The sequence below is a fragment of the Pseudoalteromonas sp. K222D genome, from assembly GCF_017653575.1.
Lineage (GTDB): Bacteria > Pseudomonadota > Gammaproteobacteria > Enterobacterales > Alteromonadaceae > Pseudoalteromonas > Pseudoalteromonas nigrifaciens.
Genome location: NZ_JAGGDL010000021.1, coordinates 18,231 through 33,997 on the forward strand (window position 1 = coordinate 18,231; position 15,767 = coordinate 33,997).

The 15,767-nt window shown below is 40.7% G+C and carries 14 protein-coding genes; 5 read left to right on the forward strand and 9 right to left on the reverse strand.

Annotated elements, in window-relative coordinates; genetic code table 11:
• Window positions 1-2: 2 nt before the first annotated feature.
• Entirely contained in the window at window positions 3-605 is a 603-nt protein-coding gene (gene rnhB, locus J5X91_RS11505) for a ribonuclease HII (protein WP_011328674.1), read from the reverse strand.
• Window positions 595-1,752: a lipid-A-disaccharide synthase gene (gene lpxB / locus J5X91_RS11510; RefSeq protein WP_011328675.1), complete on the reverse strand. Its 1,158-nt coding sequence runs from the start codon at window positions 1,750-1,752 to the stop codon at window positions 595-597. The genes rnhB and lpxB overlap by 11 nt, the downstream gene beginning before the upstream one ends.
• 335 nt (window positions 1,753-2,087) lie before the next feature.
• Between lpxB and J5X91_RS11515 the strand changes: the two genes are divergently transcribed.
• Genes J5X91_RS11515 through cydC form a run of 5 tightly spaced genes read left to right on the forward strand, consistent with a single transcriptional unit; the run spans window position 2,088 to window position 8,487 of the window.
• Complete coding sequence (locus J5X91_RS11515; protein WP_011328676.1) at window positions 2,088-3,671, forward strand: cytochrome ubiquinol oxidase subunit I; 1,584 nt, start codon at window positions 2,088-2,090, stop codon at window positions 3,669-3,671.
• Window positions 3,668-4,807 carry a cytochrome d ubiquinol oxidase subunit II gene (cydB, locus tag J5X91_RS11520; protein ID WP_011328677.1) on the forward strand — a complete coding sequence of 380 codons (1,140 nt, stop codon included), beginning with the start codon at window positions 3,668-3,670 and terminating at the stop codon, window positions 4,805-4,807. The genes J5X91_RS11515 and cydB overlap by 4 nt, the downstream gene beginning before the upstream one ends.
• A 12-nt stretch (window positions 4,808-4,819) precedes the next feature.
• The gene (gene cydX / locus J5X91_RS11525) at window positions 4,820-4,984 is read left to right on the forward strand and encodes a cytochrome bd-I oxidase subunit CydX (protein WP_011328678.1); all 165 of its coding nucleotides are present in this window, start codon (window positions 4,820-4,822) and stop codon (window positions 4,982-4,984) included.
• Entirely contained in the window at window positions 4,974-6,755 is a 1,782-nt protein-coding gene (cydD, locus tag J5X91_RS11530) for a thiol reductant ABC exporter subunit CydD (protein WP_208834902.1), read from the forward strand. Before cydX ends, cydD begins: the two co-directional genes overlap by 11 nt.
• Complete coding sequence (cydC, locus tag J5X91_RS11535) at window positions 6,748-8,487, forward strand: thiol reductant ABC exporter subunit CydC (RefSeq protein WP_192531573.1); 1,740 nt, start codon at window positions 6,748-6,750, stop codon at window positions 8,485-8,487. Before cydD ends, cydC begins: the two co-directional genes overlap by 8 nt.
• On the opposite strand, the gene J5X91_RS11540 is transcribed toward cydC, so the two are convergent.
• From J5X91_RS11540 to rseP, 7 genes are all read right to left on the reverse strand, one after another.
• Entirely contained in the window at window positions 8,484-8,873 is a 390-nt protein-coding gene (locus J5X91_RS11540; protein WP_089368555.1) for a septal ring lytic transglycosylase RlpA family protein, read from the reverse strand. The genes cydC and J5X91_RS11540 overlap by 4 nt on opposite strands.
• Window positions 8,874-9,026: 153 nt before the next feature.
• Window positions 9,027-9,797, reverse strand: a complete 771-nt coding sequence (gene lpxA, locus J5X91_RS11545) for an acyl-ACP--UDP-N-acetylglucosamine O-acyltransferase (RefSeq protein ID WP_011328682.1) — start codon at window positions 9,795-9,797, stop codon at window positions 9,027-9,029.
• Window positions 9,798-9,799: 2 nt separating this feature from the next.
• A complete protein-coding gene (gene fabZ, locus J5X91_RS11550) occupies window positions 9,800-10,252 on the reverse strand; it encodes a 3-hydroxyacyl-ACP dehydratase FabZ (protein ID WP_011328683.1) in 453 nt (150 codons plus the stop codon).
• Between the two features lie 27 nt (window positions 10,253-10,279).
• Window positions 10,280-11,302, reverse strand: a complete 1,023-nt coding sequence (gene lpxD / locus J5X91_RS11555; RefSeq protein ID WP_086995295.1) for a UDP-3-O-(3-hydroxymyristoyl)glucosamine N-acyltransferase — start codon at window positions 11,300-11,302, stop codon at window positions 10,280-10,282.
• A gap of 7 nt (window positions 11,303-11,309) precedes the next feature.
• On the reverse strand, window positions 11,310-11,828 hold the full coding sequence (locus J5X91_RS11560; protein ID WP_041454497.1) for an OmpH family outer membrane protein: 519 nt from the start codon (window positions 11,826-11,828) through the stop codon (window positions 11,310-11,312).
• Window positions 11,829-11,839: 11 nt separating this feature from the next.
• The gene (gene bamA, locus J5X91_RS11565) at window positions 11,840-14,311 is read right to left on the reverse strand and encodes an outer membrane protein assembly factor BamA (RefSeq protein WP_011328686.1); all 2,472 of its coding nucleotides are present in this window, start codon (window positions 14,309-14,311) and stop codon (window positions 11,840-11,842) included.
• A gap of 96 nt (window positions 14,312-14,407) precedes the next feature.
• Complete coding sequence (gene rseP, locus J5X91_RS11570) at window positions 14,408-15,766, reverse strand: sigma E protease regulator RseP (protein WP_192531577.1); 1,359 nt, start codon at window positions 15,764-15,766, stop codon at window positions 14,408-14,410.
• Window position 15,767 lies beyond the last annotated feature (1 nt).

Consider the following 15,767-nt stretch of genomic DNA (forward strand, 5'->3'; position numbering starts at 1 on the left):
GTTTACGCCTCACCTTTGGCTTGCGCTAATACACGTTGCACTGGTTTAAAGCTTTTACGATGCTCCTTTATTGCGCCATATTGCTCAAGTGCTGCAAAATGCGCTTTGGTTGGATAGCCTTTATGCCCTGCAAAACCATATTCTGGGTGGCGTTTATCTAGCTCTACCATTTCGTTGTCGCGCGCTACTTTAGCTAAAATAGAAGCGGCTGAAATTTCGGCTACTAAGCTGTCGCCTTTTACTATTGCTTGCGCTGGCATGGTTAACTTAGGTAGGCGGTTGCCATCTATAAATACAAATTCAGGTTGCGTGCTTAGCCCCTCTACTGCGCGAGTCATGGCAAGCATAGTGGCGTGCAGAATATTTAGTTCATCAATCTCTGTTGGGCTGCAACGACCATACGCGTAACACAATGCTTTTTCTTGAATTTCAATGGCAAGCGCTTGGCGTTTTTTATCCGTTAATTTTTTTGAATCTGCTAAACCTGCAATAGGCTTTGAGGGATCTAAAATAACGGCAGCAGTAACTACGTCGCCAACAAGGGGGCCACGCCCTACTTCGTCAACACCGGCAATAAGGGCTACATTGGGTCGTTCAATTTGCATTTATTAACTCCGCTACAGCATTGGCTGCTTGTTCGCTGGCATTTAACCTAATTTTTTTGTGGATCGCTAAAAAGCGTGCTTTTAATGCTTGGTTATCGGTATTTAGCATAGGCGTAAGTGCTTGCGTTAAATTAGCTACATTGCACTCACTTTGCAAAAACTCGGGTACGAGTTCTTCATCGGCCAATAAATTCGGCAATGAAAAATACTTTATATTAAAGGTAAATAAGGTTTTAAAAATCCAATAGCTCAGTGGTTTAATTTTATAACCCACTACCATGGGCTTTTTATACAGCATGCCCTCAAGCGTGGCAGTACCCGACGCTAATAAAATAGCATCGGCTGCTTGCATAGCTTGTTTTGATTGTCCATCCAGCAAACTAATTTTAAGCGTTGGCGCAGTAGCATTTAAAATTTCAGTAAACTGCGCTTTGCGTTTGGCGTTAACCAATGGCACCACAATTTTAAGTGCTGGGTTTTGCGCTTGTAACTGCACGGCTGTTTTAATATAGGTTTCGCTTAATAAGCCTACTTCTGAGCCGCGACTACCAGGTAGCAGGGCAAGTACTTTATCATCTGGGCTTAAACCTAGCTCTTTGCGGGCTTTGCTATCGTCGTGCTCAAGCGCTATATCGTCTGCTAATGTGTGCCCTACAAATGTACAAGGTACTTGGTGCTTGTCGTAAAATTCTTTTTCAAACGGTAATAATGCAAGCACTAAGTTAGTAGCAGCACTTATGGTATGAATGCGTTTTTCTCGCCATGCCCAAACCGAGGGGCTTACGTATTGTACTGTTTTTATTCCGGCGTCTTTAAGTGGCTTTTCTACGCGCAAGTTAAAATCGGGCGCATCTATGCCAATAAATACATCAGGTGGGTTATCAATAAAATGTTGCACCAGTTGTTTACGTATTTTAAGTAAGCGTGGTAGGCGCCCTAATACTTCAACCAACCCCATTACCGACAATTCATCCATGTCGTAAAGCGTGTTACAGCCTTGCGCCTGCATTTTAGGGCCCGCTATACCTTCAAAAATCGCATCGGGAAAATGCTTTTTAAGTGCTTTAATTAAGCCTTCACCTAAAATATCGCCCGACAGTTCACCTGCCACAATACCAATTCGTAGTTGTTTTTGATCTTTATTCATTTGATTTTTTCACACGTAAACTAGGGCCTGTTTGCCTTTATGGGTTAACAGACTCTGGGCGTTAATTGAACCTAGTTTACCGCGTTTTCGTATTGGATTAAATGCTTAAAACTAAGTGCTTAAATTTGCTAAAAATAGCCCAGGTACTGTATGCTTTTGATACTGATTAAGCACTAACCGCTTATATTGAGTTTTACTAATATAAATATTGACTTCAAATGGTCAAAAGTAAATACTAACGAAACTTTCAGTAATTACTGAAACCTTATAAAACCAACGCACCCGTCAAATTATTGCTTTGTGCTGTAACTACATCACATATTTAGGAGCTAAACATGATAGATGAAACCTTTGTGGATCTATCGCGATTGCAGTTCGCTGTTACCGCCCTCTTTCACTTCTTATTTGTACCTTTAACTATAGGTATGACTTGGATCTTAGTTATTATGGAATCGGTTTACGTTATGACCGGTCGTGAAATTTATCGCGATATGACTAAGTTTTGGGGGAAATTGTTTGGTATTAACTTTGCAATTGGTGTGGCTACGGGTCTTACCATGGAGTTTGAGTTTGGTACCAACTGGTCTTATTACTCCCATTACGTAGGTGATGTTTTTGGGGCTCCATTAGCAATTGAAGGGTTAATGGCATTCTTTTTAGAATCAACTTTTGTGGGGATGTTCTTTTTAGGTTGGGACCGGCTCTCTAAACGCCAGCACTTAGGTGCTACCTTTTTAATGGCAATTGGTACTAACATGTCGGCGTTATGGATTTTAATTGCCAACGGCTGGATGCAAAACCCAGTAGGTGCCGAGTTTAATTACCAAACCATGCGCATGGAAATGACCAGCTTTGCAGAGCTGGTATTTAACCCTGTAGCACAGGTTAAATTTATTCATACCGTATCTGCAGGTTATGTTGCTGCATCTATGTTTGTGCTCGGTATTAGTGGTTATTATATTTTAAAAGGACGCGACTTAGCCTTTGCTAAACGCTCGTTTTCAGTCGCCTCTGGCTTTGGTTTAGCCTCTATTTTTTGTGTTATTTTGCTCGGCGATGAATCGGGTTATGAAGTAGGCGAAGTGCAAAAAGTAAAACTGGCCACCATTGAAGCAGAATGGCATACCGAAGAAGCTCCAGCAGCGTTTACACTTATAGGTTTCCCAGATTCAGAAAAGCAGGTAACTCACGGCGCTGTAAAAATCCCGTATGCATTAGGGCTTATTGCAACTCGCTCGCTCGATGAGCAAGTGACCGGTATTAACGATCTAGAAAAACAACACGAAGTGCGAATTCGTAACGGTATGATTGCGTACGAATACCTAGTAAAACTGCGCGCTGGTGATGACACGCCTGAAAACGTCGCTAAATTTAACACCCTAAAAGACGATTTAGGCTACGGCCTATTACTGAAGCGTTATACATCTGATGTAGTAGATGCCACAGAAGAGCAAATTCAAAAAGCAGTTAAAGACTCTTTTCCTAAAGTGGGCCCAATGTTTTGGTCTTTTCGTATTATGGTTGGCTGTGGCGTATTAATGTTGGGTGTGTTTATTCTTGCTTTTTACTATAACGCGCAGCGAGTTATTGAGCAAAAACGTTGGCTGTTATGGGCTACTGTTTTAAGTATTCCACTGCCGTGGATAGCCATTGAATTTGGTTGGATTGTGGCCGAATATGGTCGCCAGCCTTGGGCTATTTCTGAAATATTACCAACCTTTTTAGCAACTTCTACGCTAACGGTAAACGATATTTTAATTAGCTTAACTGGGTTTATTGTATTTTATACCGGCTTAGCCATTGTTGAAGGTTGGTTAATGCTACGCTTTATTAAGCAAGGCCCAAGCTCACTACATACCGGTAAGTATCACTTTGAACTACCTAATAACACCACTGAAGGTAGAGGAGAGCAATCATGATTTTTGATTATGAAACATTAAAAATGCTGTGGTGGTTGATCATAGGCATACTGCTAATTGGCTTTGCAATTACCGACGGCATGGATATGGGCGTTGCTATGCTGCTGCGCCTAGTGGGTAAAACTGATTCAGAGCGCCGCACCGTTATTAATACTATTGGCCCGCATTGGGATGGCAACCAAGTATGGTTTATTACCGCCGGTGGTGCACTATTTGCCGCGTGGCCTATGGTATATGCAGCGGCTTTTTCAGGCTTTTATTTTGCTATGATGCTGGTATTGTTTGCATTATTTTTTAGACCACTTGGGTTTGATTACCGCAGTAAAGTAGATTCAAAACGCTGGCGTAATAACTGGGACTGGGGCCTATTTGCTGGCAGTGCCATTCCTGCATTAGTATTTGGTGTGGCCTTTGGTAACCTCTTTTTAGGTGTGCCTTTTAGCATTGATAATTTTTTACGAGTAAGTTACCAAGGTTCGTTTTTTGCACTACTTAACCCATTTGCACTGTTAGTAGGTGTAATTAGTATTACTATGTTAATAGCTCATGCAGGTATGTGGCTACAATTGCGTACTGCTAGCTTAGTTGCAGAGCGCTCAGGGCAATATGGTCGTTATGCACTTATTCTATTTATTGTGCTATTTGCAGCAGCTGGTTTTTGGGTTGCTAATTTAACGGGTTATCAAATTGTATCTATGCCGGATACACAAAGCCATGCCGACCCACTGGCAAAAGTAGTTACAACTGCGCAAGGGGCTTGGCTAACTAATTACAGTGAGCGCCCTTGGACTATGACCTTCCCTATTTTAGCGTTTGCAATGGCACTCAGTGCATTGTTGTTCTCTAAATTAAATAAGCCCGCATTAGGGCTTGCTTCAACTAGCTTAATGTTAATAGGCATTATTATGACGGCAGGCGTATCACTGTTCCCCTTTATTATGCCATCGAGTAATAACCCAAATATTAGTTTAACTATTTGGGATGCGGTGTCGAGCCATATGACGCTTAACGTTATGTTTGTTGCCGTAGTTATTTTTGTGCCAATTATTTTATCTTACACCACCTGGTGTTACGTAAAAATGTGGCGCCGCGTTACGGTAGAAGAAATAGAAAACAACCCTCACGGTAGCTACTAAGGAGACTAAACTATGTGGTATTTCGCTTGGATTTTAGGTGTACTTTTAGCCTGTACCTTAGGTGTAATAAATGTAATGTGGTATGAGTTTCAGCAAAATAAAGACAGTATTGCTGATGACGAGCAAGTAATGCATGATTTATTAAAAGAGACTAACACAACTAAAAATGACGACTAACACCCGCCCTGATCGCGCGCAACAGCAGTCTTTGCGCGCTTTTTTAAAGCGTCAAAGTAAACCCGCTGCAATGCTATTAAAGCTAAGCATTGCACTGGGTACTGTTAACGCATTACTCATGATTGCAGGTGCTTATTTACTTGCTCAAGCTATTCATAATGTAATTTTTGAACAGTATAGTTTGGCTGAAATCACCTACTTATTATGGCCTTTGGCCGGTATTATTTTACTGCGCGCGGTATTTTTAACACTAAGTGAACGCTTTAGCGCTTATGCTGCACTTAAAATAAAGTCGGCAATGCGCCAAACCCTACTTAATAAGCTCAGCCTGCTTGGGCCAAGCTATGTAGAGCAACATGGCCAAGGTGCTACCCTCAATACATTGCACAATGGTGTAGAAGCGCTACACGATTATTATGCTAAGTACCTACCTGGCGTTGCCTACAGTGCGCTTATTCCGCTGGCTATATTAATCGTTATTTTTCCGACAGATTACAAAGCTGGGCTAATATTTTTATTAACTGCGCCCCTTATTCCTTTTTTTATGATTTTAGTTGGCTCAAAAGCCGAAGCGCTTAATCAACAACGTTGGCAACAACTGGCGGTATTAGGAAATTACTTTTTTGATCGCGTACAAGGGCTTACCCAACTTAAACTATTTAACGCCACTCGCTTAGAGCTAAAACAAATTGCTAAAATATCTGATGACTTTAGACACGCAACACTTAGCGTATTAAAAATTGCTTTTTTATCATCATTTGCATTGGAATTTTTGGCAACCATTAGTGTGGCATTAGTAGCGGTTATTATTGGTTTTAGATTGTTTTTTGGCACACTTGATTTTGCCACTGGTTTTGTGGTTTTACTGTTAGCGCCTGAATTTTATTTGCCGCTGCGTCAATTAGGCAGCCACTATCATGCGCGCTTGCAAGGTATAAGTGCCGCCGCCGACATGCTAATAATTTTAAATGCCCCATTGCCTGAGCAACAAAGCGAACACACTACTGACAAAATTAGCGCTACTATTAGCTCAATTACAGTTAATAACCTTAGCTTTACCTACCCAAATAGTGACGAAGGAATAAAAAATATAAACTTATCTCTACCCAACAAAGGGTTAATTGCCGTTGTTGGTGCCAGTGGCTCGGGTAAAAGTACCCTGTTTGATTGTTTATTGGGGTTTCACCCCGAGGTCATTAAGCATATAAGTATTAATCAGCAAATTTTAAGTACTGCACATATTGGGCAATTACAAAGCCACATTGCGTGGATACCGCAATCAGCCACGTTATTTTACGACACTATTGCTGCCAATATTAAATTAGCAAAGCCTAATGCAACGCAACAAGAGCTTGAGCTTGAGCATGCAGCAAAGCAAGCAGGCGCTTTGGGCTTTATAAAGGCACTGCCTGATGGTTTTAATACTTTAATTGGCGAGCAAGGTGAGGGACTTTCTGGTGGTCAAAAGCAACGCATTGCCCTTGCGCGTGCTTTTATAAAACAAGCACCTATATTGGTACTTGACGAACCTACTGCGCACCTTGATAGCGAAACCGAACAAGTTATTCAACATGCTATAGCTGATTATGCAAAAAATAATTTAGTGCTAGTTATTGCCCATCGGCTCAATACAGTCAAAAATGCTGAGCAACTTATTGTAATGCACAATGGCAAAATAGCTCAGCAAGGTTGCTTTAATAGCTTAGCGGCTGAAGATGGTGAGTTTGCCACTTTACTGCAAACAGCACAGCAAGGAGCAGTTCATGCATAATTTTATTCGCTTACTAAAACTGTGCCGTCCTCACTACAAAGCTATGTTGTTGGGTACCTTTTTAGCCACAATTACAGTACTTGCTAATGTGGGGTTACTGGCTATATCGGGCTGGTTTTTAGCCTCAATGGCGGCAGCCGGTATTGCCGGTACACAAATGAATTACTTTACTCCAGCAGGTACTATTCGCTTTTTAGCGATTGTACGCACCGCATCACGGTATGGGGAACGCTTAGTAACTCACAATGCTACGTTTTTAATGCTAAGTGAAATTCGCGTTAGTGTGTTCTCTACCCTCAGTAAACTCAATAATGTTGACTTAGCAATGAGCCGCAGCGCCGATTTAGTTAATCGGCTCCAAAACGATGTAGACGCGCTAGATAAGTTTTACTTAAACGTATTATTACCTATGTTAGTTGCGCTATTAAGCGTGCCTATTATTATGCTGTTTATGTCGGCATACAACGCCGATGTCGCACTTATTTGTTTTACTGGCATTGTTCTGATTGGCGTCGTTTTACCCGCTTTTCTTAGCGCTAAATTAAATAAAAACAGCCACAAAGAAACACAGTTAAGTGCACAGCTGCGCTCTGAGCTTTCCGACACTTTATCCGGCCTTAGAGAACTAAGTATTTACCAAGCTCGGGAGCAGCAAATTGCTAAGTGCGATGATTTAAGCGAGCAGTATAATCAGCAACTGTTTATTCGCCACAAGGCGCTGGCTAATACCGATGGTTTAAGCTTATTAGTTGTACAACTGGCCATGATCGCAAGTATTGTGACCATAGCGCCCCTGGTTTACAGTAATGCCATGGTTAATGTTGAGCTGGCAATGCTAAGCCTATTTGTGCTCGCCAGCTTTGAGAGTGTGTTACTCCTGCCAAATGCGTTTATTGAATTACCAAATGTGTTAAAAGCAGCTGAACGTTTATTTACGCTTGAAGATAAAGCCGTAAATGCTAATACGCAATATGATGCCGCTATAAATAATAATTTGGCTTTGCAAAATCCCTCACTAACACTTAAGAACATTAGTTATTGTTACGATAAACACCCAGCATTAAATGACGTGAGTTTTGAGCTAAAGCCGCAGCAAAAAGTGGCCATTGTTGGTAGAAGCGGCAGCGGTAAAACCACCTTAGTTAACTTACTCACCGGTTTATGGCCACTGCAACAAGGCAATATTACCTTGAGTGAGCAAGGCAACTGCGTTGATTTGCATTTATTAAGTAATGATAATCGAGCAAGGTTAATTAATATTTTGGCTCAACAGCATCATATTTTTGATGGCACTTTAAAAGAAAACCTATGCTATGCAGCGCCTAATGCAACTAAAGCGCAAATGCTAGATGCACTAGCGCATGCACAACTTAGCCCGTGGTTTACTGAGTTAAAATCGGGATTAAATACCCGCTTAGGTACCGGTGGGCGTAATGTGTCACAAGGTCAGTCGAGGCGGATTGCGATTGCGCAGGCTTTATTGCAAAACCCCGCTATTTTAGTGCTTGATGAGCCAACAGAAGGGCTAGATAATCAATCTAAACAAAGTGTAATGCATGCCATTATGCAAGTTATGAGTAACGCCAGTGTACTTACTATTACCCATGATCCAGCCCTGCTTGAACATATGGATAATATTATTTGGTTAGAGGATGGGCGCGTAATAGCACAAGGCACCCATCAGCAATTACTTAGCGATCCTGCTTACACGTCACTTACTATCCGTTTTTAATTCGCTTTATCTATTACGGTAACTTGTACATCAATAACGCCGACTTTAGGGTCGGCTATCTTTTTAAACATACTGCTCGATAAATCTATAATACGCCCGCGTATATAAGGACCTCGGTCGTTAATTCTCACTATTACCGACTTATTATTTGCTAGGTTTGTTACTTTCACTTTAGTACCAAAGGCCAGCTTAAGATGCGCTGCCGTTGCTGCTTGCTGATCAAAGCGTTCGCCATTTGCGGTGGTTCTTCCTTGGTATTTATCGGCATAAAATGATGCTTTGCCAAGCTGTGTCAGCTCCCCTGAGCTTGATTTTACAAGTGGTTGACTACTACAACCTGCAAGGATAATAGCAATAAAAGTAACAGTGAGTTTTTTAAGTATCATTTAATAGCTTATGTAATTGATATAATTAGCAACTAGCCTACAGCTACTTGCCTGAGCTGATCCTGAATTACTCACTAATAATTATAAATAATAAGCAATAAAAAACCACCATCGATTACTCTTAGGTGGTTTTTTATATAAGCTAAAAGGCGTTTATCGTACGATACCGCGCTCTGAGCTTTTAACAAAATCTATCATTAACTGTACTGCTGGATACTTTTGCGCATCTTCGCTAAGTGACTCAATTGCTTCATCTACACCTAGGCTTTTACGATAAAATACTTTATAAGCACGGCGTACAGCCATTATCTCATCGCTTTGAAAACCACGGCGTTTCATGCCCTCAGTATTAATTGCAACTGGACCTGCAGGTATACCTATAGTGGTAACAAATGGTGGTACATCTTTATTAATAGCTGAATACATGCCTACAAATGCATGTGCGCCTACCTTACAAAACTGATGTATACCTGAGTTGCCCGCAAGAATAACCCAGTCACCAATATGTACATGCCCTGCTACACTGGCGTTATTAGCAAATATAACATTATCGCCAATCACTGCATCGTGAGCAACATGGGTATAGGCCATAAACAGGTTATTACTACCTATAATGGTTACGCCCTGATCTTGAATTGTGCCACGGTGAATTGTAACGCATTCGCGAATAATATTATTGTCACCAATAGTGAGCGATGTTGGTTCGTTGTTGTACTTTTTGTCTTGGCATGCTTCACCAACCGACGCAAACTGAAAAATATGATTTCCAGAACCGATAGTTGATGGGCCTTTAACTACAACATGAGACTCAATAATACAGTTATCACCAATGACAACATCATTGCCAATATAACTATATGGTCCCACTGAAACATTGCTGCCTAGTGTCGCGCCTGGTTCGATTATTGCCGTTGGATGAATCACAATTAAAACTCTCTTCTCGCACACATAATTTCGGCGCTACATACTAGCTTGCCATCGACTTTTGCTTCTGCTGCAAACTTCCATAAATTACGACGTTCTTTTAAAAACTCAACATGTAAATGCATAGTATCACCAGGAAGTACTGGTTTTTTAAAACGTGCATTATCTACAGCTGCAAACAAATACAATTCATTTTCGCTACGGTTTTCAACCGTTTTAAAGCCAAGTAACCCAGTTGCTTGAGCCATGGCTTCTAATATTAATACACCCGGAAAAATTGGCTGATTTGGGAAATGCCCGGTAAAAATGGGTTCGTTTATAGTCACATTTTTAATAGCATGCAAAGATTTGCCAGGTGTAAAGTCAATTACTCTATCAACTAATAACATCGGGTAGCGATGCGGTAATAAACTTAAAATTTCTTGAATATCAAGGCTATTTAATTCGTTTGCCAAAATAGCATCCTCATTAGTGTTCAACGTTTATGGCTTATTTAATTGCTCAAGTGCTTTAATACGGCTTTTCATTTCAGAAAGGTTACGCAAGTGAGCGATTGATTTACGCCATTCTTTGTTTGTAGTATGAGGTATACCAGATGAATAGATACCTGGCTCGGTGATTGATTTTGTCACCATACTCATACCCGTAATTATAACACCATCACAGACGCTCATGTGACCATTAATTGCTGTCATGCCGCCAATTTGGCAGTTTTTACCTATGGTGACGCTACCAGCAAGTACAGTACAACCAGCAATAGCTGTGCCTGAGTTAACTTCAACGTTATGTGCTATTTGGCATTGGTTATCAATAATTACATTACTATGGATAATAGTATCGTCAAGTGCACCACGATCAATTGTAGTACTTGCGCCAATTTCAACTTTATCACCAATAATAACAGAGCCAAGCTGAGGAATTTTAATCCATTGCCCACGCTCATTAGCATAACCAAAACCATCACTACCTATAACGCTATTGGCTTGCAACAAACAATCTGAGCCAATTTCAACATTATGATAAATAGTTACATTCGACCAAAGCTTAGTGCCTGAGCCTATTTTAACACCTTCACCAATAAAACTGTTCGGACCAATTTGTACGTTATCGTTAATTATCGCATTGCTTTCAATTACCGTATTAGCGCCAATAGCGGCACTTTTACTTACTGTCGCATTTGGGTGAACAACCGCGCTTGGATGAATGCCTGTTGCGGCAGAGCGTGGCGTCGTATCCATTAATTGCGCAAGCTTGGCGTAACTTACATACGGATTTGAAACTATTAGTTTATTGCCGTTAAAGTAAGGAGCATCTGCTTCACTAACAATGACAGCACTGGCTTGAGTCGCTTCAAGTTGCGAGCGATATTTCTTATTCGCTAAAAATGCAATATGCCCTGAGCGGGCATGTGCAAGTGTTGCTATTTTTGTTATTTCTAAAGCGCCATCACCTTGCAGCTCGGCGCTTAGAAGTTCCGCTATTTGCGAAAGCGTATAATTTTGCATAACTTAATTATTTCTTACTCACTGCAGCAACTACTTTATTAGAAAGATCAGTTACTTTTTTAGGGTTAAAGTAAATAGTTGTATCTTTAACTTTAACTTCATCAAAGTCGCCATCTTTAGCAATGTCTTCAATTGTTTTGATAATTAAACCCTGCACTTTTGCAAGCTCTTGGTTTTGGCGTGCTTTAATTTCTTGCTCAAGAGGACGACCTACTTCAGCAAGGTTTTTTTGCATACCCTGAATTTTGTCACGCAGTTTATCTTTTTGCGCTTGGCTCATAGTGGTACTTTCACGCTTGAATTTTTCAGCTTCAAAGCGAATATCGCCTTGTAACTTTTCTAACTCTTGACGGCGCTCTGCAAACTCAGTTTGTAGAGATTGCTCAATTTTAGCCATTTGTGGTATTTGCTTGTAGATTTCTTGCATGTCTACAATACCTACTTTATGTGCAAATGCACTTACCGAGGTGCCCATCATAAGTGTTGCTAAAACAGCTACTGCCGTTGATTTAAATAATTTATTCACAAAAAACTCCTTTAAAAGCTGTTACTAATATTAAAACTGATGGTCTTCGTATCGTCATCTTCTTCTTTTTGCAATGGATACGCAAAACTAATCAGCATTGGACCCATTGGAGAGATCCACTGTAATGATAAACCGGTTGAAACCCTAAAACGCATTGGATCAGAGTAATCATCTAATTTAGCTCGCTCATCGGCTGCTAAATTTTGGTAACGGTCTACGTTAAACTCGGTATCCCATACGTTAGCAGCATCAACAAAGAAACTGGTACGTACTGAACTGGTATTTTCTTCATCTAAAAACGGTGTAGGTACAATTAATTCCATACCTGCTACCGCTTTAGCATTACCACCAATTCGACCTTGTGGTACTAGCACATCAAATTCAGATGAGCCGCCTATATTACCTGTGGTTGAGCCATCTGGTAAAGGTGTACCCGGAATTGATTGCGGTATACGTGCAATTGCGCGTGGTAAAATTGTATTTCGGTCAAAACCACGTAGTTCCATTTCAGTAATACGGAAGTATTCTTGGAATGGCAGTACTTGGTCGTAGCCGTTAGTTGAACCATAACCATTACCGTAACCTAACGCCGCACGGGTTGAGAACACCCAGCGATGGTCGTTCGATATTGGCCAGTAAAAACGCGAATCATAGTTTAACTTAAAGTATTTCAAGTCAGAATTCGGCGTTGTTGCTGTTAAGTTTAGCGTTTGACGTGAGCCCGCTGTTGGGAATAAACCACGGTTTACCGTAACGCGAGACCAGCCAGCACTTAACTCATATTTAGTAAAGTCAAAACCAGCATCTGGGTTGTCTTGGTCTAAGAAGGTTTCACGCAGTACACGCGTTTGCTCGTACTCTGCAATATCTGAAAGCTCTTCTTGAATCCAACGAACACCAAAGTTAATGCGGTTAACCGCATCAATTGGGAAGCCTATATTAGTCCCCAATCCATAGCTTTTCGACTTATAGTCGATCAAACTAAACTTACTTGCATCGTAGTTACTGTAAAAAATACTGCTACCTTGCGATACGCCATCTGGCGTGAAGTATGGGTCGGTATAAGACACGCTCACACGCTCAGAACCACGCGAGGTATTAATATTAAAGCCTATTTGATTACCAGTACCTAAAAAGTTAGATTCTGTTACACCAATATTAAACTGTAAACCTAGGTATGAGCCGTACGCTAAGCCGGCATTAAAGCTACCAGCCGACTGCTCTTTTACAGTAAAATCAACATCTACTTGGTCATCAACACCTGGGACTGGCACAACGTTAAAATCAACTTTTTCCATATAAGGTAAACGCTGAATTTGTAATTTTGAACGCTCTAAGCTTTGGTTAGATAACCATGCGCCTTCAAGCTGTGTCATTTCGCGGCGTAGCACTTCATCTGCAGTACTTTGGTTACCACCAACAATAATCCGGCGCACATAAACACGCTTACCAGGGTTAACCGATAAGGTTAGTTGTACTTCTTGATTTTCGTCATCAATTTGCGGAATTGTGCGTACTTCAGCATTGGCATAACCAAAACGCGCTAAGTAGCTTTTTATAAATTCTTCTGAAGAGGTAACCACTGAGCCGTTATATAACTCACCCGCTCGTAGTGGAATAACACTTTTAATTAAGTCTTCGCGACCAAGTAAGTCACCAATAAAGTCAAAACCTTTAACTTTATATTTAACCCCTTCAGTTAAGTTAGCAGTAACGTATACAGACTCACGCTCTGGGCTAACCGACACTTGGGTAGAGTCTATGTTAAAACGTAGGTAACCACGGTCTAAATAAAAGCTACGAATTTTTTCTAAATCGCCTTCAATGGTTTGTTTTTGGTAGCGGTCGCTGCCCATAAACTGCCACCAAGGTAAGTCTTGTTGCGACTCAGCCAGTTGTAATAGCTCTTCATTAGAAAAAAGTTCATTACCTACCAAGTTAATTTGACGAATTGATGCAGCATCACCTTCATCAAATTTTAATTTAAGTTTAACCCGGTTACGCGGCAGTTTAGTGATACTAATATCAACTTTAGCGTTGTATTTACCAATACTGTGGAAAAATTCAGTTAAGCCTTTTTCTATATTATCAATAACGGTTTTATCTAGTGGCTCGCCTTGGCGAATATTTTGCTGATCAAGTGACTGATTAAGCTGCTCATCTTTAATATCTTTATTGCCATCAAACTCAATAAAGCTAATTGTTGGGCGTTCAGTTACTTTAAAAACAACGTTATTACCGTCGCGTAGCGCTTTTATATTGTCAAAGTGACCTGAGCGGTAGAGAGACTTGATTGTTTTTGAAATCGTGTACTCATCAACATTATCGCCCACGTTAATAGGAATATGCGTTAATGCAGCACCCAGTGCTACACGCTGTAAACCCTCAACTTTGAGATCTTCAACAATAAAGGAGTTTTGGCCTAGGGCTGCAAAGCTTGCACCCAATAAACTTGAAACTACCAAATGTTTTTTTATAGCCATTTTATTATATTTATCCTTTACAACTGTATTACCGCTTAGCATCGAAAAGTAAATTTACGAGCTGTACAATCGTGGTTCTAATTAGTCATTGTCACGTTAAAACGACAAACGCGATACATCATTGAACAAAGCGAAACATGTTAAAAAAATGAGTAGTAACGCACCCACTTTAAAACCAAACTCTTGTGTCTTTTCAGAGACTGGCTTTTTACGAAAAAGTTCAATTATGTAATACATTAAGTGTCCGCCATCAAGCACTGGCAAGGGCAATAAATTAAATACACCCAAGTTAACACTGATCAGTGCTAAAAAGCTTAAAAACGCAACGAAACCGTAGCTTACGCTAGTCCCCGCGCCTACGGCAATGCCTACTGGGCCACTTAAATTTTTAACCGAAATCTGGCCTGTAATTAAATTACCTATCATATCAAAGCTAAGGGTAATTAATCGCCACGTTTCTTTACTACCTCGCACAATACTATCGAGCGGGCCATAATGTCTAGTTTCTATATAACCTTGCGGCCATTTTTCTACTATTGGTGCAACCCCTAAAAAGCCTTGCTCTATGCCCTGAGCGTTAACCCTAGCTTGAGGTATTACCGATATTATTTTTATAGTGTCCTGTCTTTTTACACTAAATTGTAATGATTTGTTAGCCGATTGGGTAATAAGATTAACTAATTGCTGCCAATTGCTTATTGTTTCGCCATTTACAGCCACAATAGTATCATTTATTTTTAACCCTGCCAGCTCTGCAGCAGAGCTTTTAGTAACCGCAGCAATACTAAGTGTTGCTTGTGGCCTAAATGGTACTATGCCTAGAGAGCTCAATGGTGGCACGTCTTGCTGATCAAGTTTCCAGCCGTCTAAATTGAGCATTTTTGTTTGCTGCTGATAGTTTTCGTTACGTACAGTTACTGCAACGCTTTTATCACCTAAACTCGACATAAGCGCAAAGGTTGCGTCTTGCCAGGTGGTAATTTCATCATCACCAATTTTAGTAATTTGTTGGCTCGGCATTAATCCCGCTTGCGCTGCACGACTGCCTTCAACCACACTGCCAACAACAGGTTTTACTGATTGCACACCCACCATATACATAACGGCAAGTGCAAATATAGCAAATATAAAATTAGCAACGGGCCCCGCAGCAACAATCGCTATACGCGCTTGTACCGACTTAGCATTAAACGATAAATGACGCTGATTTGCAGGTACTTCATCAACCCGCTCATCGAGCATTTTTACATAACCACCCAAAGGTATGGCTGCTATAACGTACTCGGTATCGTATTTATCACGCCATTTTAGCAATGGTTTACCAAAGCCGATAGAAAAGCGCAGCACTTTAACGCCGGCTTTACGCGCCACCCAAAAGTGGCCGTATTCATGTACTGTAACTAAAATGCCCAGCGCTAAAATAAATGAGCCGAGATTCCAAAAAAAATCGAACATA